Annotated in this window: 20 protein-coding genes; 15 read left to right on the top strand and 5 right to left on the bottom strand. The window is 61.0% G+C overall.

Features of this window, described 5'->3' with window-relative positions; all coding sequences use genetic code 11:
• The first annotated feature begins 76 nt into the window (after positions 1-76).
• The 6 genes from CENROD_RS12010 to CENROD_RS14520 all read left to right on the top strand — a co-directional run bounded on the left by CENROD_RS12010 (position 77) and on the right by CENROD_RS14520 (position 4,898).
• Positions 77-859 (top strand): Mov34/MPN/PAD-1 family protein, encoded by a 783-nt coding sequence (locus CENROD_RS12010; RefSeq protein ID WP_041193614.1) that lies wholly within the window; start codon positions 77-79, stop codon positions 857-859.
• Positions 843-1,823: a ThiF family adenylyltransferase gene (locus CENROD_RS12005; RefSeq protein ID WP_022776658.1), complete on the top strand. Its 981-nt coding sequence runs from the start codon at positions 843-845 to the stop codon at positions 1,821-1,823. The genes CENROD_RS12010 and CENROD_RS12005 overlap by 17 nt, the downstream gene beginning before the upstream one ends.
• 319 nt (positions 1,824-2,142) lie before the next feature.
• A complete protein-coding gene (locus CENROD_RS12000; RefSeq protein ID WP_022776656.1) occupies positions 2,143-2,433 on the top strand; it encodes a hypothetical protein in 291 nt (96 codons plus the stop codon).
• On the top strand, positions 2,417-2,812 hold the full coding sequence (locus CENROD_RS13760) for an SH3 domain-containing protein (protein WP_022776655.1): 396 nt from the start codon (positions 2,417-2,419) through the stop codon (positions 2,810-2,812). The genes CENROD_RS12000 and CENROD_RS13760 overlap by 17 nt, the downstream gene beginning before the upstream one ends.
• A 114-nt stretch (positions 2,813-2,926) precedes the next feature.
• The gene (locus CENROD_RS11995) at positions 2,927-4,291 is read left to right on the top strand and encodes an IS1380 family transposase (protein WP_022776654.1); all 1,365 of its coding nucleotides are present in this window, start codon (positions 2,927-2,929) and stop codon (positions 4,289-4,291) included.
• 481 nt (positions 4,292-4,772) lie between these two features.
• Positions 4,773-4,898, top strand: coding sequence for a hypothetical protein (locus CENROD_RS14520; protein ID WP_274518144.1), 126 nt, complete (start codon positions 4,773-4,775; stop codon positions 4,896-4,898).
• 76 nt (positions 4,899-4,974) lie between these two features.
• Here CENROD_RS14520 and istB read toward each other — a convergent pair whose 3' ends face one another.
• Positions 4,975-5,730 (bottom strand): IS21-like element helper ATPase IstB, encoded by a 756-nt coding sequence (istB, locus tag CENROD_RS11990; protein WP_041194831.1) that lies wholly within the window; start codon positions 5,728-5,730, stop codon positions 4,975-4,977.
• Positions 5,731-5,762: 32 nt separating this feature from the next.
• Positions 5,763-7,319 (bottom strand): IS21 family transposase, encoded by a 1,557-nt coding sequence (gene istA, locus CENROD_RS11985; protein WP_022776650.1) that lies wholly within the window; start codon positions 7,317-7,319, stop codon positions 5,763-5,765.
• 316 nt (positions 7,320-7,635) lie between these two features.
• On the opposite strand from istA, the gene CENROD_RS11980 reads away from it, so the two are divergent.
• From CENROD_RS11980 to rpe, 4 genes are all read left to right on the top strand, one after another.
• On the top strand, positions 7,636-7,866 hold the full coding sequence (locus CENROD_RS11980) for a hypothetical protein (protein ID WP_022776648.1): 231 nt from the start codon (positions 7,636-7,638) through the stop codon (positions 7,864-7,866).
• Positions 7,867-7,869: 3 nt separating this feature from the next.
• Positions 7,870-8,250 (top strand): type II toxin-antitoxin system death-on-curing family toxin, encoded by a 381-nt coding sequence (locus tag CENROD_RS11975; RefSeq protein ID WP_022776647.1) that lies wholly within the window; start codon positions 7,870-7,872, stop codon positions 8,248-8,250.
• A 141-nt stretch (positions 8,251-8,391) separates the two neighbouring features.
• Complete coding sequence (locus tag CENROD_RS11970; RefSeq protein WP_022776646.1) at positions 8,392-8,574, top strand: hypothetical protein; 183 nt, start codon at positions 8,392-8,394, stop codon at positions 8,572-8,574.
• 133 nt (positions 8,575-8,707) lie between these two features.
• Positions 8,708-9,412: a ribulose-phosphate 3-epimerase gene (gene rpe / locus CENROD_RS11965; RefSeq protein ID WP_041193610.1), complete on the top strand. Its 705-nt coding sequence runs from the start codon at positions 8,708-8,710 to the stop codon at positions 9,410-9,412.
• Here rpe and CENROD_RS11960 read toward each other — a convergent pair.
• From CENROD_RS11960 to radC, 3 genes are read right to left on the bottom strand one after another with little or no spacing between them, the layout of a single operon-like run.
• Positions 9,390-10,715 carry a class I SAM-dependent methyltransferase gene (locus tag CENROD_RS11960; RefSeq protein WP_022776643.1) on the bottom strand — a complete coding sequence of 442 codons (1,326 nt, stop codon included), beginning with the start codon at positions 10,713-10,715 and terminating at the stop codon, positions 9,390-9,392. The two genes, rpe and CENROD_RS11960, sit on opposite strands and share 23 nt — an antisense overlap.
• On the bottom strand, positions 10,712-11,713 hold the full coding sequence (locus CENROD_RS11955; RefSeq protein ID WP_022776642.1) for a glycosyltransferase family 2 protein: 1,002 nt from the start codon (positions 11,711-11,713) through the stop codon (positions 10,712-10,714). Before CENROD_RS11955 ends, CENROD_RS11960 begins: the two co-directional genes overlap by 4 nt.
• 45 nt (positions 11,714-11,758) lie before the next feature.
• Complete coding sequence (gene radC, locus CENROD_RS11950) at positions 11,759-12,454, bottom strand: RadC family protein (protein WP_022776641.1); 696 nt, start codon at positions 12,452-12,454, stop codon at positions 11,759-11,761.
• A gap of 354 nt (positions 12,455-12,808) precedes the next feature.
• Here radC and CENROD_RS11945 point away from each other — a divergent pair, with 354 nt between their 5' ends.
• The 5 genes from CENROD_RS11945 to amrS all read left to right on the top strand — a co-directional run bounded on the left by CENROD_RS11945 (position 12,809) and on the right by amrS (position 18,188).
• Positions 12,809-13,273: an FKBP-type peptidyl-prolyl cis-trans isomerase gene (locus CENROD_RS11945; protein WP_022776639.1), complete on the top strand. Its 465-nt coding sequence runs from the start codon at positions 12,809-12,811 to the stop codon at positions 13,271-13,273.
• Positions 13,270-14,250, top strand: coding sequence for a 4-hydroxy-3-methylbut-2-enyl diphosphate reductase (ispH, locus tag CENROD_RS11940; protein ID WP_022776638.1), 981 nt, complete (start codon positions 13,270-13,272; stop codon positions 14,248-14,250). The genes CENROD_RS11945 and ispH overlap by 4 nt, the downstream gene beginning before the upstream one ends.
• A 111-nt stretch (positions 14,251-14,361) precedes the next feature.
• Positions 14,362-15,702, top strand: coding sequence for a serine--tRNA ligase (gene serS / locus CENROD_RS11935; protein ID WP_022776637.1), 1,341 nt, complete (start codon positions 14,362-14,364; stop codon positions 15,700-15,702).
• Between the two features lie 10 nt (positions 15,703-15,712).
• The gene (gene amrB / locus CENROD_RS11930; protein WP_022776636.1) at positions 15,713-17,143 is read left to right on the top strand and encodes an AmmeMemoRadiSam system protein B; all 1,431 of its coding nucleotides are present in this window, start codon (positions 15,713-15,715) and stop codon (positions 17,141-17,143) included.
• A gap of 10 nt (positions 17,144-17,153) precedes the next feature.
• Positions 17,154-18,188, top strand: coding sequence for an AmmeMemoRadiSam system radical SAM enzyme (amrS, locus tag CENROD_RS11925; protein WP_238551783.1), 1,035 nt, complete (start codon positions 17,154-17,156; stop codon positions 18,186-18,188).
• Positions 18,189-18,195 lie beyond the last annotated feature (7 nt).

Here is an 18,195-nt window from a genome sequence, read left to right as displayed (position 1 = left end):
TCGGATACTGTCCCGAAGCCAGATCACAACTCAACATATACGCCGCATTTCGCGGCGTTTTTTTTGGAGCGACACCATGAATGAACCACATCGTAATAACTGTGACATATCGATAGCGCGAAAGGCTAACCTCATGCGGGGCAACACCCTAGGCATACAAATCTACCAGTCAGTGGGTGCGATTGCCCCTCCATTGCCGCCACCGGCCTACACTATTAAATCTGAATTCAAATCTGAATTCGAGAGAAAGCGTGAATGCGCTGGCAACTCCGATGCCCGGAGGTCTAGAGCAGGGGATGTCGAACGGAAGCCAGAAGTTGGAGGCGACGCCGTGACTACTCCGCGGCGCTCGGAATCTGTGCTCGTGCCCGCGACGATCGCCCCCCCGACCATGCACATAACGGACAGTGTCCTTAAAGAGATTTATCGACGCATCGGTACACACCAGCCGGAACTAGGCGGCATGCTGGGTGCTGCACAGGACAGTGACTTGGTCACACATTTTTTCTTTGACGATTCAGCGAAAACCAACTGTGCATCCTACTCACCCAACATCGCCAACGTCAATAACAAGCTTCGCGAGTGGAATGCGATTGGCGTGCGGCTCCGTGGATTCGTGCACTCACATCCTAAAGGGCTGACACGTCCCTCTTACGCAGACGAGATGTACGCTGCCCAGCTTATGGCGCACAACACCGAAATGCCGGTGTTTTTTATGCCCATCGTGCAATGCGAAGTCTGCGGACAAAAATATTCGATCCATCCCTTCGCGTGTATTCGGGATGGCGAAAAGTTTCCCGTCCTGCCCTGCAAATTAATCATAAATGAAAGGAACTTCAACCATGAATCCAATGCTTGAACGAACAATAGATGCATACGACACAGAATTGCTGAGCCGAAGCCGAGTCTTTGTCGTTGGTACGGGTGGCTCGCGTGGCTTTGTCGAAACCTTGGCTCGAACCGGTATCAGTGAGATGGTCTTGATCGATCCCGACACCTCCGGGTACAGCAACATCGGCACGCAGCAAGCCTTTCTGGACGAAATCGGCGAAGCCAAGGTGAACTGCCTGAAACGCCGCCTGGCGACGATCAACCGGGATCTGCGCGTTAAAGCCCGCCAAATGCGCTTCGAGGACATCGCCCGGCCGGATCTGGACTATCTGCTGCGAGAAGGCTGGGACGGCTCTCCGGTCCCGGCGCAAACCGTACTGGTCCTGAGCACCGATAACTTCTACGCCCAAGCCCACGGCAACCGCGTCGCGCTGGAATATGGAGTGCCGTCGGCATCCGCTCAGGTCTACCAGGATGGCCTCGCAGCCGAGTTCTCCTTTACCCATCCCGACCTGACCACAGCCTGCAACCGCTGCGCCCTGGAGGGTCGATACCGCGCCTATCTGGAGCAAGGGTTCGTCAACCAGACAACCTCGCGGGGTGCACCCGTGTTCTGCGCGGATCGCGTCAACTCTACTTTGGGGTTTCTCACCCTGATGGTCCTGCACCACGGCAGTGATCATCCGCGTTGGGGCGACATGCTGAAGCGGGCGGGAAACCGCAACCTGATGCAACTGCAGATGTGGCCGGACACGCCCCTCGGTGTTTTCGGGCGTGTGTTTGGCGGTGCCGATCAGCAACGCCTGTTCTTCGACAACTTGGTCTGGCTGCCGCAGAAGCCTGATCACCCGGACAGCAACGGTACACCAGCCTGCCCAGACTGTGGCGGCACTGGCAATCTACATGATGCCAGGGGCAGTTTTCCGGGCACTGACCTCTATCGGATGCGCCCAGCTTCCAAGCGCTTGTCGGCAGCGGGGCTTGTGTCATGAAATTACTGATTCGACTCATTGGCGCGATCCCCTGTCTTCCAGCCGCAGGGGGCTGGCTGAAGAACCGGCGGCGGCCCGATGCACGGATATGCTCGCCCTCGGACGTCGTCTTTAACGCATCTGACACCTTTTATCCGTGGGTCAATCGCGACCCACCGGAAGGTGAAGTATTCAGGGATCGCAACGGAGACTACCGGTTCTCTACCTACCGCCGACGCAGGTAGGAAAACCAGGCAAGACCTGCTGCGTCGATTGCCCGTCGGGAGGTGGACCGTCCACCCCCCCGCAGTCTTGATTCTTTCTAGGATAGGAGCAAACCATGTCGACAAAGGAAATTCTGATCTATCGAACCAAAGACAACACCAGCGACTACAAATTTGAATTTGTCACCACAGGCGCCGGCACCGAGCGCGCTTACATTCTCTGGCAACCCAGCTACTTCGACCGCTCCGCGGATGGACACAGCACCCATCGCTATTGGGACGAGGACCGGCAGCAACATTACATCTGCTTTGAGCCCGAACCCAGCAGTCGCGCTGAGGTGAAACGCGTCGCCCGTCAATGGGCGGAGCACACCAACGCTTACCGACGCCATGGCACGCGGTTCTGAACCAAACCATACGTGGGTCGCCAAGGCCCACACCGGCGGAAACTGGTATCAGGAGTCAGCACAACGCTCGGCAAACTCAAGTCCCTGGTGGTCAGCACTGATCGTCCTTGCCCTGTTGGCGGCAGGCATCATTCAACTGCGTGGGCAATCCCAAGATCGCTACTCATCCGCAAGTTGGAACTGTCCTTACCAAGCCAATGTACGTAACGGCCCTGGCAAGCAGTACCAAGTCAGTTATGTAGCGAATTGCTCGGATGTCATCCAAGTCCGCAGCGGCTCCGAAACCAGGAACACCCTCAATGGGCAAACGTCAACCTGGGTCGCGGTCAAAAGCGCCGCTGGCCAGGGCTGGGCAAATCAGCGTCTGCTGTCCTACTGAGCCTCGAACCGTACTTGACTGAGTCCTGAATCCGTGTTCACCCAGCCGCCATGCACACGTAACGCATTGATTATATGAGATAATTACAGTATTTTCAGGCTCACCCAAACGAACATGGCGCAATTTGAAGTCAAGCAAACCAGCAAGCTGCAACTGACCTCGTATTCCGGACTGGCGCTGATCGGGCAATGCTGTCAGGCCGCCCAGGTAGAGGCGGTGATTGACCCGAAGATTCCGGTGTCGCAGGGCATGCGCACCTCGGACATCGTCAAGAGCGCGGTTGGGCTGCTGAGCTTGGGCAAGAGCGACTTCGAAGCCATCGAATCGTTCCGCGATGACCGTTTTTTCAAGGAAGCCCTGAACCTGTCCAAGGTTCCCGGCAGCGTTTGGCTGCGTCAGCGCCTGGATGCCAAGGCCGACGCGATCCGCGAATTGACCGACGAGTTGTCGCTGCGCCTGCTGGAGCGCACCGAAGCCCCCATCACGCCGCACAAAGGATTTGTCTGTGTCGACATCGACACCTTCGCCATGGACAACAGCGGCACCAAGAAGGAAGAGGTGAAACGCACCTACCAGGGGTTTGACGGTTATACCCCGATCGCCGGTTACATCGGTAACGAAGGCTGGAACATCGGCCTGGAGTTGCGGCCTGGTTCCCAGCACTCTGCGAGCAAGACGGAATACTTCTACGAGCGCATGTTTCCTCGCATCGAACGTTTGGTCCAAGCCGACCAGCCCGTCCTGTTGCGCGAGGACAGCGGTTTCGACAGCGCCCGCCTGTTGTTTGCCAAGGCGACGGAACGAGACCGGCTCGCCCGCCTGGGGCGATCCTTCGACTTTCTCTGCAAGTGGAATCCGCGCAAACAGGACAAGGCGGCCTGGGTGGAGCGTGCCCAAGCGGCGGGAAGCTTTGTGGAAACGCGGCCCGGCAAGCGGGTGGGCGTGCTGTCTTTAGACGTGGAACGAAGCTTTGGCAAGGAGAAACGCCGTTTCCGCCTGGTGGCCCGAGTGATCGAACGCAGCATCGACAAGAGAGGGCAACGCCTGTTGGTGCCCGACATCGAACTGGAAGGCTGGTGGACGACGCTGGCCGTTGACGCAGCGGAGGTCATTGATCTGTACAAACATCACGGCATGCACGAGCAGTTTCATTCCGAGTTCAAGACCGACTTGGATCTGGAGCGGCTGCCTTCGGGCAAGTTCGATACCAACGACAGCCTGCTGCATCTGGCGGCGTTCGCCTACAACTGCCTGCGCCTCTTGGGACAGTTGGGACTGAGCGGCAAGATCACGCCGATCCGGCATCCGGCCAAGCGCCGACGCATCAAGACCGTGCTGCAGGAGATCATGTATCGGGCGGCGAAGTTTGTGGCCCATGCCCGCCGCCTGGTGCTGGACTTCGGTCGCGGCGTGGCGGCGTATGCCAAAGTGTTTGTCACCCTTCAGGCGCGGTTGAGGACTGCCGCATCTTCGGGATGATGGCCCGCGAACGCCACGGCCCACAGGTTGCGGATTCCGGATTTTCGGAAGGGGTGGGTTTGCACGAGGTGCGGAAAATGCGTTGATGGAAGGTACGGTTATGGCAGATTTGCCCTGATATCCCGACCGAATGTTCCCCGGATCGGCGGTGACGAGGGCCGAACCCAAGGGAGAACGCTCGAAATTTATGCATTCAGGCCCGCAAGGAAGGGGCCAGTCCAAGGGAACACGGATTCAGGTGAGTGTTATTCGGACACTCAGCAGGGTTCAACACACGCTCAAATGTGAGTTGCTTAATAAACTGGGGCCTCGCCTCAAGTCGACGCACTCTGTCACGTCTTCTTAACCCCACTTCAGGAGAACACCATGCCTAGCAATGAAACCCTCGTCTACCGTACCAAAAGCAACGCGATTGACTACAAATTTCAGTTTGTGACCACACCTGCGTATTCCGGCGAACGTGACCGGTGATTCCAGCAACGTGACCAGCAATTCCGGCGAACGTGACCGGAGGGATTCCGGCAATGTGACCGCTGATTCCGGTGAACGTGACCGGGTGGTCGGTGTTGCGCGTTTTGAGTTTATGCCGAGCTGTTTTCTCGGCTGAATTTGCCTTTCTGGTTTTGGTTTTTTTTCATAGGCCCCTGCCAGGCCGCCGGAGGCCCCCCCCTGATCCTGTTGGCCTAGTCGTCGATTTTTCCTTTGGCCGCCGGATTTTTCCTGCGCATCGACTCTCCGGTCAGCGTAAACCGGTGGTGGTTTTCCATCAGCCGATCCAGCATCGCATCGGCGATGGTTGGGTCTCCTATCCACTCATGCCAATGCTCAATCGGCAACTGGCTGGTGATGATGGTGCCTCGGTGGCTGGCACGGTCATCGATGATCTCCAGCAAATCGGCCCGGGTTTGACTGTCCATGGCAGCCATGCCCCAGTCGTCAAGCAGCAGAACATCCGTGTTTTTGAGCGTATCGAGCCATCGCGTAAACGTGCCGTTGGCGTGACGAATCCGCAGCTCCTCGCCCAGGCGTGGAACCCGTAAGTACAGCGCGCTGTGACCACGCCTGCATGCATGCTGGGCCAGCGCGCACGCCAGCCAGGATTTGCCCGCGCCCGTCGCGCCGGTGATCAGCACGGCGTGGCCGGCATTCACCCATTCACCCAGCGCAAGGCTCATCACCGCGCTGCGCTCAATGCCTCGTGTGCTGTGGCTGTCAACGTCTTCTATCGCCGCTTGCGGGTACTTGAGTTTGGCCGTTTTGAGCAAACGCGCACAGCGCCGGTCTTGCCTGCCATGCACTTCCCGGTCCACCAGCAAGGCCAGGCGCTCTTCAAAGCTCATGGCGCTGATGCCGCTTTGCGTGAGCTGCTGCTCCAGCGCCTGTGCCATCGTTTCCAACCGCAATCCGCGCAGTTGATTCAACGTCGTGTTCATCATCATTTTGGTGTCGTCCGTGTGGGGTTTCAGGGGGATCATTGGTAATAGTCCGCGCCACGTACATGGGCATGCGCGGGAGATGTCCACTCCGGGGTGGCGCTGGCTTGCAGCAGGTCACGCCGGTTGAGCAAGATGTCGCGGATGTGCGTGTATTTGCAGGTTCCCAGGCTCCATGCCAGCGTGCAGGCTGCCTCCAGCCGGGCATCGCCATAACGCTTGGAGAGCGACAGCAAACCCAAGCAAGCCCGATAGGCATGCTCGGGATGCGGCTGGCGCTCCAACATCTTTTGCACCGTTGCCGCGCAGGCCACCCCAATACGCTCACCCCAGGCCACTAGCCGCTCAGGTGTCCACTGCGCATGATGTTGATGCCGTTCGGGCAGGTGTTCGGTCACCGTGGTGTATCCGCCTTTCTCCGCACTGCGCATGTGGCTGGCCACACGGTTGCCACGGTGCAAGACTTCCAGCGCATGCGCCGTCACACGCAACTCCAGCACCTGGCCTATCAATGCGTTGGGCACGCTGTAGCGGTGGCCTTCCCATTCGACGCGGCTGTCCATCTGCACCCGTACCGTCTTGAAGTCTGCCCACTCCCAGGGCTGCATAGGCAGGGCCTTCAGGGTCGGTGCGTCGATTTCGGCAAACACGCTGCATCGACTTCCGGGCAGCTTTTGGAACGCACGAAGGTTCAGCCATTGCAGCAAGGGCGAAATGGCATCGTTGACTTCGGCCACGCTGGCAAATTGCAGTTTGCGCAGGCGTGCCAGTATCCAGCGCTCCACGAGTAGTACGCTGAGTTCGACCTTGGGCTTGTCCTGCGGGTGATAGGCCCGTGCCGGTAGCACGGAGCAACCGTAGTGACGGGCAAAGTCTTGTACCGTCTCGGTGAGCACCGGCTCGTAGCGATCGGCCACGGTCACCAGGGCACGGGGGTTGTCGGGCACGATGAGCTGGGGCACGCCCCCATAAAAGCTCAAAGCCTGCGCGGTGGCGCCCAGCCAGTCGCGGGCCGTCTGCGCGGGCGTAGCGCAGGCAAAACAATAGCCTGATACACCCATGGCAGCCACGAAGATGTTGGCCCGACCAACCTCCTGACTACCCGCAACGAGTGCAATGGTCGGGCCAGCATAGTCAATGAACAGCTTCTCCCCTGCGCGGTGTACCTGGCGCATGGAGCGCTTGAGGCTATTGGCAAATTGGCGGTAGTTCTCGCAGAACTGGGAGTAGCGCCAAGGTTTGACTGGGTTGTCGGCACTGTGTTCGTCGCCGACCTCGGCGCAGTATTCCTCCCACAGCAACGTGAGGGTCACGCCCTTGCGGGCGAGTTCCCGGTGAATGCGACCGTAGTCGGGCTGGGCGTAGCTGTCGCTGGGGCGCGGGTAGGCCAACAGCCGCCGCTCCAACGTGGCTTCATCCATCAGGGAGATGGTGTTCCAGTCCAGAGCGGCGGCAACTGCCAGCCCCACGTATTTGGTGACTACCCCTTTGGAGATGCCCAGAGCACGGGCGATTTGTTGGTGGGACTGTCCACCTTCGAATTTGAGACGCAGGGCGTCTTTGAGTTTGCGCATATTGATCCGTAAAGCAGGCATCGGTAGCTCCTTGCCAAAATGCTCGAAGCTACCTGACCCGTAGGTTTCGTTATGCGCAACACCGCTCCGTCGGCCTATACCGCCGTGCCGACTTCCATGACCGCTCGTATCGGTCACGTTCACCGGAATCACCGGTCACGTTCCCGGAATCAGCGGTCACGTTGGACCGGAATACTCACCCGTTATCCTCCATCCTTGCTAACGGCATTGGAAAGGCAGTTCGATTCCGGTCGCCACTACACCACCACTACACAAACCCTCATGGACTATCTGGGTTTATCATGAAACGTCAAGATGAATCATGATGGAGATGGCCATGACGACTGCTATCCGCGAAAAGTTTTCCTCCCAAGCAGCACCTGATGTGCTGGCCGCGTTACGCGAAATCGCAGCAAGCCAGGGTCGCCAGTTCCAGGCGGTGCTCAATGAAGCCCTGCGCGACTACATCGACCGTCAGCAGAAGGAACGTCCCCGCCGACATGTGATGGCCTCGTTCGCGTCCAGCCTCGACGAATTCGACAGCCTCTACCGCGAGTTGGCGAAGTAAGCCGTGCCGCACGATTACCTGACCGTAGCCGATGTGCTCGGCATGCATACAGTGCTGATGCAGCGTTACGGCGGTACATCGGGCGTGCGCGATCCCGGGGCGCTGAAGGCCGCACTGTTCCGCCCGCAGACGGGGTACTACGACGACATCGTGGCCGAGGCTGCGGCGCTGATCGAAAGCCTGGCAATCAACCATCCGTTCGTCGACGGCAACAAGCGCATCGCCTTTGCAGCTGCCGACGTGTTCTTGCGCATCAATGGCTGGCGCTTACAACGCATGCCAACGCAGATCTACGCGGAGATGATGCAGATGTTCGAGTCGGGTACCTTTGATATTGCCCACCTCGAACCATGGCTGCGTGGATTCGCTGTGATCACAGAATGATCCGATGACTCAAAAGGCACCCCGCGCGCAGACTCGAGCAACCATGGCAGAAGCCCGGGCAATGGCAAAGACCCGTTACCCCAGATAGTCCATGATGGTTTGCAGGGCAAGTGGATGTAGTGGCGAGGCAGTTTTGGCCTGATGGAAATCGCCGTTGAGAAGGGCACGATGTCGCTGCTGATGCTGGTGGCATATCGGTGCCAGTTGGTCGACTATTTCAGTAGGCAGGCGAGCCGAAGCAGTGTGCGTGGCGCAGGAACCGGAATGACCTTGCAGTACATGAAGATTCCGAGCACCGCCGCCGCGTGCAATGCGATGGCGTAGCCCCTACTGGAATAGGTTCCTAGAAAGTGGCCCCCGGAATCCTCCTATACCTCCAGTACATTGCGGTTCCTGCGCTACGGTGCCGCGCACACTGGCCCTGTCCTTGTCTATCGCCCATCCCTGAATCTTGACCATGATGCTCGCCCCTTCGCTCCTTTCCGCAGACTTTTCCCGCCTGGGGGAGGAGGCCCGAGCCGTGGAACACGCCGGAGCGGACTGGCTGCACTTCGACGTGATGGACAACCACTACGTGCCCAATCTGACGGTGGGGCCTATGGTGTGCCAGGCCGTGCGCCGCCATGTGCACATGCCCATCGACGTGCATCTGATGGTCGAACCCGTCGATGCGCTATTGCCCCTGTTTGCCGCTGCGGGGGCCAACTTGCTGACCTTTCACCCCGAAGCCAGCCGGCATGTGGATCGCACCCTATCGACGATCCGTGAACTGGGGTGCAAGGCAGGCTTGGTGCTCAACCCCGCAACGCCCGTCTCGTGGCTCGACCATGTGATGGACAGGCTCGACCTGATCCTGCTGATGGGCGTCAACCCCGGGTTCGGCGGGCAGACGCTGATTGCGTCGATCTTCGACAAGCTGCGCGCCGTGCGGGCGCGTATCGACGCACACCAAGCGACAGGGGGAGCGCCGATCCTGCTGGAAGTCGACGGAGGTGTCCACGCCGGGAACATCGGCCAGCTCGCCGAATGCGGCGCAGACGTTTGCGTGGTGGGCAATGCCGTGTTTTCTGCCCCCGACGCCGACGGGGGCTACCAAACAGTCCTGCGCACGCTGCGCAATGCAGCCGCTACGCCCTGCACTACGCCCCAGGCATCGCGCTGACGACGATGCCGATGGCGCGGGCATCCTGCGCCGCTGTCCCGGCATTGCCCCCGGCCAAGGCGGCCAATTGCGCCGCAACTTGCACAAATGCCTCGTTGTCGATACCCGGATGGATGCGCGGAAAACCCCCGGTAATGCGGAATCCGCATTCCTGGAACGTTTCCAGCAAGGTCAGGCGGCTGAAGAAGCGAAGCTGGCTTTTGCGCAGCAATTCCACCTGCGCATAGCGGAAATCGCCGATGGCCAGCTTGGCCAGCATCATCCAGTGCTGCACATTGGGAACGTAGGCAACGACCGTCGCCGTCGCAGGCATCACCTTGCGCAAACGGCGCAGAAAGTCCCAGGGGTCTGCGATGCATTCGAGCAGGTCTTCGAGGATCCAGCAATCCGCCGCGCCCAGCGCGTCGAGATCAACACTGGCCAGCGCCGCAACGTCCGCCACTTCGACCAAGACATCGCAGCTCGATTCCGCCAGGCTGCATGCCAGCCTGTCAGCGTATACCCCGGTGCAATGGCTATCTGGATACGTCTGCTTGTACGCACGCAACAGGCCGCCAGAACCGCTGCTCAGGTGTACCACCCGCTTGGCGGCAGGGGGAACGCACCCCAGCACCCCACGCTGAAAAGCGGCCAATTCCTTGGCATTGCCCATCCATTCGTCGAGGTGGTACGTGCCGGAACGCAGCACCGTCCCCCTCCAGTCATGCCGCAGAAAAATCTTTTGGCTCTCCGGGCGGAAGTCGTTCTCCAACCAAGGAACATGACCTAGCAATTGCGTCGCCTTGCTGGTCTGGATCGCCTTCATCGGCTCGATCATCGGCGCGCCGTGGCGGGTAGGCATAGGCCACTGGCGCATCACTTCGACATTGCACAACATGCATGCCGGGTGCAGATAGGGGATGGCGCCTTCGGTGTATTCGACATCGAAGCCTTCCTCATTGACGTGGTTGATCCGACCCACGCCATACATCCCCGGCTGCAACACACTGTCCAGCGATTCGAGAAAGCCCCGGTACAGCACGTAAATATCGGAATCCAGAAAAAGCACCCGCCCCGCCAAGGGCAGGTTCTCGATAGCCCATGCCATCCCCGGCCCATGGTGAATGTTGTGCTCGAAGTGGATGCACTGCACCCCATGGAAGGCCGAAACGACTTTTTCGATATCTGCGTACCGCGACGCCTCGGATCCGTCGATCAGGTACACGGGGTTGTCGTAGTACTTGCGAAAGGTGGTCAATAGGTCGCTGACCAATTCTGCGGAGTTGTACGAGACGGCGATAAGGGGAATGTTGCGGATCGTCATGGTCTACCTTTGCTGGCAACGTGGGTTCCGGATGTGCCGGAGGGAGGCGAATCGAGGGGCGACGGAGCACCCTGCCGGTGTAGCAGGGCATGGAAACAACGCTGCATCCCATCGACGATATCCTGCGCGGGGATGCTTCCCCCCCGGATCGATGGATAGTGCAACGTCAAATACTGGCTCAGCCCGCCGAGCTTGGCGGCGAGGAGGTCGAGAAAAGCAGGCTCTTCCTCGGAAAACAGCCCATGCTCGTGCGAATCCAGAAACAGCGTCATCCATTCCAGCGAGGCGCGCAGGCGGGTACTGTTGTCCCGCTGGTCTTGCTGAAAATGGATGCGGAAATAGCTCATGGGATCGACGAGGTACACGGCGTCCCACCGCGCCAGGATCGATAGCCAGGTGGCGATGTCGCTGAGCACGGTATAGCGTCGATCCAGAAAGGTGCCAAATGGCCCGCGCAAGTCGGCGCGGCGGAACAGCACGGTGGTCGGCTCGCCGATGAGATTGCTGCCCAGTGCCAGGATGTAGCGGCCAAAGGACGAACCCGTCACCATGGTGTCCTGCGCAAACAGGCGTTCCGTGCCTTCGACCGGTGGCAAAGGGTTCCCCCGCTCGTCAATGAGCTGGCGAAACGAGGTCACCAGCCCGACGTCGGGATGCGCTTGGAAACACTGCATCATCCGGCTGATCTTGTCCGGGTGGAACGCATCGTCGTCCATCAGGTAATTGAGGTACTCGCCCCGGGACAGCTCCATGCATTTGTCCCAGTTCTCGGTGGCGCTCATTCCCTGCCGACGGAAATATCGGATGTGCGGATGCGCCTGCAAGTACGGCTGGATTCTTTGCGCTGTCAGGTCATCGTCACCGTTGTCGCTGACGACGATTTCGAGGTTGGCATAGCGCTGCGCCAAGGCACTGCGCAGCGCCACTTCCAGGTAATCCGGCCGGTTGTGCGTGGGGATCAGCACGCTTACGAGCGGTTCGGTGGGGTGCTCGGACATGGGTCGATATCTGGTGGACTGTGCCTGCCGCCGGGGTGCCGGTTTCTACACCAACCCTTGCTCTGCCATCGACATAGCGCCTGCCGGGCTGACGATGATGTGGTCGAGCACGCGGATGTCGATGAGGGCCAGTGCGGAGCGCAAGGTCTGGGTCAGCGCCTCGTCGCTGCGGGAAGGTTGCAGATTCCCGCTAGGGTGGTTGTGCGCCAGGATCACCGCATTGGCTTGCGCTTGCAGCGCGGCGACGACGACCTCGCGCGGGTGGACGCTGGTTTGCGTCAGTGTGCCGAAAAACAGTTCGCGAAAGGCCAGCAGGCGGTTTTGGGCATCGAGAAAGAGCACGGCAAAGACTTCTTGCGTCCGCTCCCCCAGGTGCAGGCGCACATAGTCCTTCACCAAACTTGGGGTATTGAGCACGCTGCGCTCCTGCATCTGCTGCGCCAGCGCACGCCGAGCCAGTTCCAGCACGGCCAGCAACTCCGCACGCTTGGCGGGGCCTAGCCCTTTGACTCGTTCCAGGTCCCGGGCGCTGGCATGAAGCAAGCCCGCGATCCCCCCAAACCCCATCGTTCCGCCGACATCCAGCAGTTCCTGCGCCATCTGCATCACGCCCTTGCCAGCCATGCCGGTACGCAGCAGGATGGCCAACAGCTCGACGTCGCTGAGCGCAGCCGCGCCACGCTGCAAGAGCTTTTCACGTGGGCGGGCGTCGGGGGGGAAGTCCTTGATCGATGCACCCATTACAGACAACCCACTACAGACAACCCATCACGAACGACAAACCGATAAAACTGCCATGACTTTGCACAGACACCCAGAATCAGGAAAGCCATGGCAGTTTCCCTCACCCCCTGCCCCTCTCCCGCTGGGCGAGGGGAGTTTCGAGAAGCCGCTTCGCGACTTGCACAGGAACCCGCTGGGCCAAAAATACTGTGATCGACATGGGGCGGTGGGGAAATATGCCAACGACGCACCGGGCGCCAACCCGGCGTGCCGCGTGCAGTGTATGCGTTGACCGCAGAGGGGGAATCCTTGGAAAAAGCGCCCGATTCCTCGATTCTTGGTAGCATCGACTGCCCTGCACAGTAAACCTCCATGTCCACTGCCCCCGCCGTCATCCAGCCCGGGTCTTTCCTGACCCTGCATTACCGCCTCAGCGGCCCCAAGGGTGATGTCGTCAATACTTTCCCCGGCACCCCGGCAACGCTGACGCTCGGCACGGGCCTGCTTGCCCCGGCATTGGAAGCCTGCCTATTCGGAATGGCGGAAGACACACACACTGTGTTCGAGCTGCCTGCCGGAGTGGCTTTTGGCGAGCGCAACCCCGTGATGCTGCAATGGCTCGCACGCCAGGAGGTGATCGACATGGGCCTACCGGGGGAAGACTACGCCGTGGGTGACGTGCTGCACTTCCCCACTCCGAACGGGGAGGGTGAATTCGCGGGGGTCATCCTCGAATTCCGCACAGGCAAGAATGGCGATGCCATCCGTCTGGATTTCAATCATCCCTTGGCCGGGCAGCCAGTGCGCTTCGAAGTGCAGATCATTAGCGTGCTATGACGGCAACCGCCGCAGCAGGCCCCAAGCGTATCCTTGCCGAAGGGGCCGTGGTGTATCTGGCCCAGCCCCGGGGGTTTTGTGCGGGGGTCGACCGGGCCATCGAAGTCGTGGAACGGGCGCTGGCCAAGTTTGGCGCCCCCATCTATGTTCGGCACGAGATCGTCCACAACACCCACGTCGTCCAACGCCTGCAAACGCTGGGGGCCGTCTTCATCGAAACGCTCGATGCCGTGCCTGCGGGCGCGACGCTCGTGTTTTCGGCCCACGGGGTGCCCCAGGCCGTTCGGCGCGAAGCCCAGGAACGCGGGCTGCGCGTGTTCGACGCCACCTGCCCGCTGGTCACCAAGGTACACGTCGAGGTTGCCAAACTGCTGCGAGAGGGCTACGAATTCCTGATGATCGGCCACCGGGGCCACCCCGAAGTCGAGGGGACGATGGGGCAGCTCGACGCAGGCATCCATCTCATCGAACAGATCGACGATGTCTGGCGCATCAAGCCTGCCCAATCGCAACGGCTCGCGCTGGTCACGCAGACGACATTGAGCGTGGACGACACCATGGAGCTAACCCAGGCGATCCGCCAGCGCTTTCCTGGCATCCGCGAACCCAAGCAGCAGGACATCTGCTACGCCACGCAGAACAGACAAGATGCCGTCAAGACGATGTGTTCCCAGGTCGATGTGATGCTCGTCGTCGGCAGCCCGAACAGTTCCAATACCAACCGGCTTGCCGAAGTGTCCCGCCGATGCGGAATCCCCAGTTATCGCATCGACTCCGCAAGCGACCTGCACGATGCGTGGCTCAGCGGCTGTGCAACGGTCGGGGTGACTGCCGGTGCTTCCGCACCGGAGATCCTCGTCGATGAAGTCGTAGCCCGCCTGCGCGCATGGGGCGCGACAACGGTGCAAACCCTGGCAGGCAAGGAGGAAACTGTCAAATTCCCCTTGCCCAAGGGATTGCGCATCGAATCCGCCTGACCATTTCCCTCACCCCCCAGCCCCTCTCCCACTGGGCGAGGGGAGCGTCGAGAAGCCGCTTCGCGACTTTCCCAGTAATGTCCTCTGGCCTCACCACAACCTCGTTGCACCATGCTAGACATCCAACTTCTGCGCAAAGACCTCGATAGCGCACTGCGCCGCCTGCAAACCCGCAAAACCCCGCAACCCTTTCTGGACGAGGCGCGTTTTGCCGCGTTGGAGTCCGAGCGCAAGGGCGTGCAGATTCGCACCGAAGCCCTGCAATCCCAGCGCAAAACGCTCAGCAAGCAGATCGGCATCCTCAAATCCCAGGAACCCGACACCCCTGCGGACGATCTGCTTGCCCAGGTGGAGGCCGCCAACGCCGAACTCGAAACCTGCTCGCAGCGGCTCGAAGAGCTTCAGGCTGCGCTGCAAACGATGCTGCTGGCCGTCCCCAATCTGCCCGACGAGCGGATACCCGTGGGCAGCAATGAATCCGCCAACATCGTGCGTCGAAACTGGAGCCCCGAGTGGGACATCCCCGGCTTTGCGTTCCCTGTGCGGGACCACGTTGACATCGGTGCCCCCTTGGGGCTGGATTTCGATACCGCCACCAAACTCTCCGGCGCGCGCTTTGCTGTGCTGCGCGGCCCCATTGCGCGGCTGCACCGTGCGCTGGCGCAGTTCATGCTGGACGTCCACACCACCCAGCACGGCTACACCGAGTGCTACACGCCCTACATCGTCCGCGCCCATGCGCTGCGGGGAACGGGGCAGCTCCCCAAATTCGAGGCCGACCTGTTCGCCGCGAAAAAGGGCGGGCAAGACGGCGAGGAAGCACAGGACGACGGCGCGATGTACCTGATCCCGACAGCGGAAGTCACCCTGACGAACTTCGTGCAGGACACCTTGCTCGCCGAAAGCGCCCTGCCCATCCTGCTGACCGCACATACCCCCTGCTTCCGTTCCGAAGCCGGGAGCGCCGGACGCGATACCCGAGGGCTGATCCGCCAGCATCAGTTCGACAAAGTCGAGATGGTGCAGATCGTCCACCCCGACGCCGCCGACGCCGCCTTGGAATCGATGACCCACCACGCCGAAGCCATTCTGCAAAAGCTGGGCCTGGCGTACCGGGTCGTCGAGCTGTGTACGGGCGATTTGGGATTTGCCGCTTGCCGCACCTTCGACCTCGAAGTCTGGTTGCCTGGGCAAAACGCATACCGTGAAATCAGCTCCATCTCCCACTGCGGGGACTTTCAGGCGCGCAGGCTCCAGGCACGGTTCAAGAACGCGCAGGGCAAAAACGAGTGGGTGCATACCCTCAACGGTTCCGGCCTGGCTGTAGGCCGCACCCTCGTCGCGGTGCTGGAAAACTACCAGAATGCGGACGGATCGATCAGCATCCCCCCAGCATTGCAGCCCTATATGGGCGGGTTGGAGAGGTTGGTTGCCAGTCCCGATGCAAACTGAAGGGAATCCGATGGAACCGCATAGCACTCCCTCCCCCCTCCGTATTCGTCCTGCTGCCGTGGCTGGGCTGTTTTACCCCGCCGACCCCGCCGTGCTGTTCCGGGAAGTGCTTGCGTTGTTGGGAGATACAGCAGGCGCTGCGGCTCCCCCGAAAGCGATGATCGTTCCCCATGCGGGGTATGTGTACTCGGGGCAAACCGCCGCGCTCGGGTACCGCAAGCTCTGTGCCGCACGGGGCACGATCACGCGCGTCGTCTTGCTCGGCCCGGCGCATACCGTCCCCCTCCAGGGGCTGGCGTTGCCGGGTGTCGATGCCTTCGATACCCCTTTGGGCCGGGTTCCGATTGCGCCGGAGGCCACCGCGCAGCTCGCGCATTTGCCGCAGGTGCTTGTTTCCGAAGCAGCCCATGCGCAGGAACACGCGCTGGAAGTGCAACTGCCCTTCCTGCAAACCGTCCTCGACCAGTTTTCCCTGGTGCCCCTCGTCGTTGGCGCCGCCAGCACGCAAGAAGTCGCACAAGTGTTGCTGGCGCTGTGGGGCGGGCCGGAGACACTGCTCCTCGTCAGTTCGGACTTGTCGCACTATCTGCACCACGATGCTGCCAGCGCCCTCGATGCCCAGACCATCGCAAGCATCCTCGCGCTTCGCCCCGATGTACGCAGGGAACAGGCGTGCGGGGCCATTCCCATCAATGGCATGCTGCTTGCCGCGCAACGCAAGGGCCTACGCCCGGCCTTGCTCGGACGCTGCAATTCCGGCGACGTGACCCTCGACCGCAGCCGCGTGGTGGGCTACTGTGCCGTCGCCTTCGACGCTCCTGCCGAGTCTGCGCATTCCACCCCGCAGCAGCAAGAGGACGTTGCGCACGTGGGCGTTACACCCGATGGCCTCGTACCCGATGGCCCGTTGCTGTTGGCGCTGGCCCGCCATGCCATCGCAGAAGCTTTGGGCCACCCTGCCCCCGCGCCAGGCCCCCTGCCCACCTGGCTGCAAGCGCCTGGTGCGTCTTTCGTCACACTGACGCAAGGCGGGCCATTGCACGAATTGCGCGGATGTATCGGCTCGCTCGAAGCGCACCGCAGTCTGCTTGATGACGTGCGCAGCAATGCAGTCCATGCCGCCTTGCATGACCCGCGCTTTCCCCCACTCCATGCCGAAGAGCTGGCCCGCACACGCCTCGAAGTCTCTGTCCTATCCCCCATGCAGCCGCTGCATGCCCCCGACCGTAACGCGCTCTTGGCGCAGTTGCGGGTCGGGGTCGATGGCGTAGTGCTGTCCTACGGCCACCACCGAGGCACCTTCCTGCCGCAAGTGTGGGAGCAATTGCCCAACCACAGCGACTTTGTGGCGCATCTGCTGCGCAAGGCAGGGCTTGCGGCGGATTTCTGGCATCCAGAGCTGCGCTGCCTGCGCTATACCGTCCAGAAGTGGATCGAGTGAAGTGGATCGCGTGACGGCCTCGAACCTTACGCCGCACCCCGCGCTCTATGGGCGCATGCTTGACGACGGCAGACTCCAGTGCGGGCTGTGCCCCCGGGAATGCAAGCTGCATCCAGGGCAACACGGCGCCTGCCTCGTTCGTGGGCGGGTGGGGGACCAGCTCGTTCTGCACGCCTACGGCCGTGCTTCCGGCTTGTGCGTAGACCCCATCGAAAAAAAACCGCTCTACCACTTCCACCCTGGCAGCGATGTCCTGTCCTTCGGTACCGTGGGCTGCAACCTGGCGTGCAAGTTTTGCCAAAACTGGGGGCTGAGCAAAGCCAAAGACTTATCCCGCATGGTGGCCAGCGCTACGCCCCAGGCTGTCGCGCTCGCTGCGCAACACGCAGGGTGCCGCAGCGTGGCCTTCACGTACAACGAGCCGGTGATCTTTGCCGAGTACGCGATGGACGTGGCCGATGCCTGCCATGCGCTGGGCATTGCCACCGTCGCCGTGACTGCGGGCTACATCCAGCCACCGGCCAGGGAGGAATTTTTTGCACGGATCGACGCCGCCAACGTAGACCTCAAGTCCTTCCGCGAGGACTTTTACTACCGGTTGACCGGAGCGCATCTGCAACCCGTGCTCGATACGCTGCGCTACCTGCGCCATCACACGTCGGTCTGGTTGGAAATCACGACGCTGCTGATCCCGGGATACAACGATTCCCCCGCCGAAGTCACGGAACTATGTCGCTGGATCGCTGGCGAACTGGGCACGGATGTTCCCCTGCACTGGAGCGCCTTTCACCCCAACCATCGTCTGCGCGACATTGCGCCGACGCCCCGCGATACGCTGGAACGCTGCCACGACATCGCCCTCTCGCAAGGGCTGTCTTTCGTCTACCAAGGCAATGTGCGTGGCGGTAGGGGGCACACGACGCATTGCCCGCGTTGCGATGCCGAGTTGCTGGTTCGCGAGGGCTTTGCCGTCGTCCGCAATGCCGTGGCAGCCGACGGCACCTGCCCCCACTGCGGGCAAAAACTTCCCGGACGATTCCTGTAAACCCAAC

This window comes from Candidatus Symbiobacter mobilis CR (assembly GCF_000477435.1).
GTDB classification, from domain to species: Bacteria; Pseudomonadota; Gammaproteobacteria; order Burkholderiales; family Burkholderiaceae_C; genus Rhodoferax; species Rhodoferax mobilis.
This window is presented reverse-complemented; position numbering and strand designations above follow the sequence as displayed.

Bases quoted from the DNA above. Each gene is read 5' to 3' on its own strand.
- CENROD_RS12010 (WP_041193614.1), top strand. From the start codon at position 77: ATGAATGAACCACATCGTAATAACTGTGACATATCGATAGCGCGAAAG.
- CENROD_RS12005 (WP_022776658.1), top strand. From the start codon at position 843: ATGAATCCAATGCTTGAACGAACAATAGATGCATACGACACAGAATTG.
- CENROD_RS12000 (WP_022776656.1), top strand. From the start codon at position 2,143: ATGTCGACAAAGGAAATTCTGATCTATCGAACCAAAGACAACACCAGC.
- CENROD_RS13760 (WP_022776655.1), top strand. From the start codon at position 2,417: ATGGCACGCGGTTCTGAACCAAACCATACGTGGGTCGCCAAGGCCCAC.
- CENROD_RS11995 (WP_022776654.1), top strand. From the start codon at position 2,927: ATGGCGCAATTTGAAGTCAAGCAAACCAGCAAGCTGCAACTGACCTCG.
- istB (WP_041194831.1), bottom strand. From the start codon at position 5,730: ATGATGATGAACACGACGTTGAATCAACTGCGCGGATTGCGGTTGGAA.
- istA (WP_022776650.1), bottom strand. From the start codon at position 7,319: ATGCCTGCTTTACGGATCAATATGCGCAAACTCAAAGACGCCCTGCGT.
- CENROD_RS11980 (WP_022776648.1), top strand. From the start codon at position 7,636: ATGACGACTGCTATCCGCGAAAAGTTTTCCTCCCAAGCAGCACCTGAT.
- CENROD_RS11970 (WP_022776646.1), top strand. From the start codon at position 8,392: ATGGAAATCGCCGTTGAGAAGGGCACGATGTCGCTGCTGATGCTGGTG.
- rpe (WP_041193610.1), top strand. From the start codon at position 8,708: ATGATGCTCGCCCCTTCGCTCCTTTCCGCAGACTTTTCCCGCCTGGGG.
- CENROD_RS11960 (WP_022776643.1), bottom strand. From the start codon at position 10,715: ATGACGATCCGCAACATTCCCCTTATCGCCGTCTCGTACAACTCCGCA.
- CENROD_RS11955 (WP_022776642.1), bottom strand. From the start codon at position 11,713: ATGTCCGAGCACCCCACCGAACCGCTCGTAAGCGTGCTGATCCCCACG.
- radC (WP_022776641.1), bottom strand. From the start codon at position 12,454: ATGGGTGCATCGATCAAGGACTTCCCCCCCGACGCCCGCCCACGTGAA.
- CENROD_RS11945 (WP_022776639.1), top strand. From the start codon at position 12,809: ATGTCCACTGCCCCCGCCGTCATCCAGCCCGGGTCTTTCCTGACCCTG.
- ispH (WP_022776638.1), top strand. From the start codon at position 13,270: ATGACGGCAACCGCCGCAGCAGGCCCCAAGCGTATCCTTGCCGAAGGG.
- serS (WP_022776637.1), top strand. From the start codon at position 14,362: ATGCTAGACATCCAACTTCTGCGCAAAGACCTCGATAGCGCACTGCGC.
- amrB (WP_022776636.1), top strand. From the start codon at position 15,713: ATGGAACCGCATAGCACTCCCTCCCCCCTCCGTATTCGTCCTGCTGCC.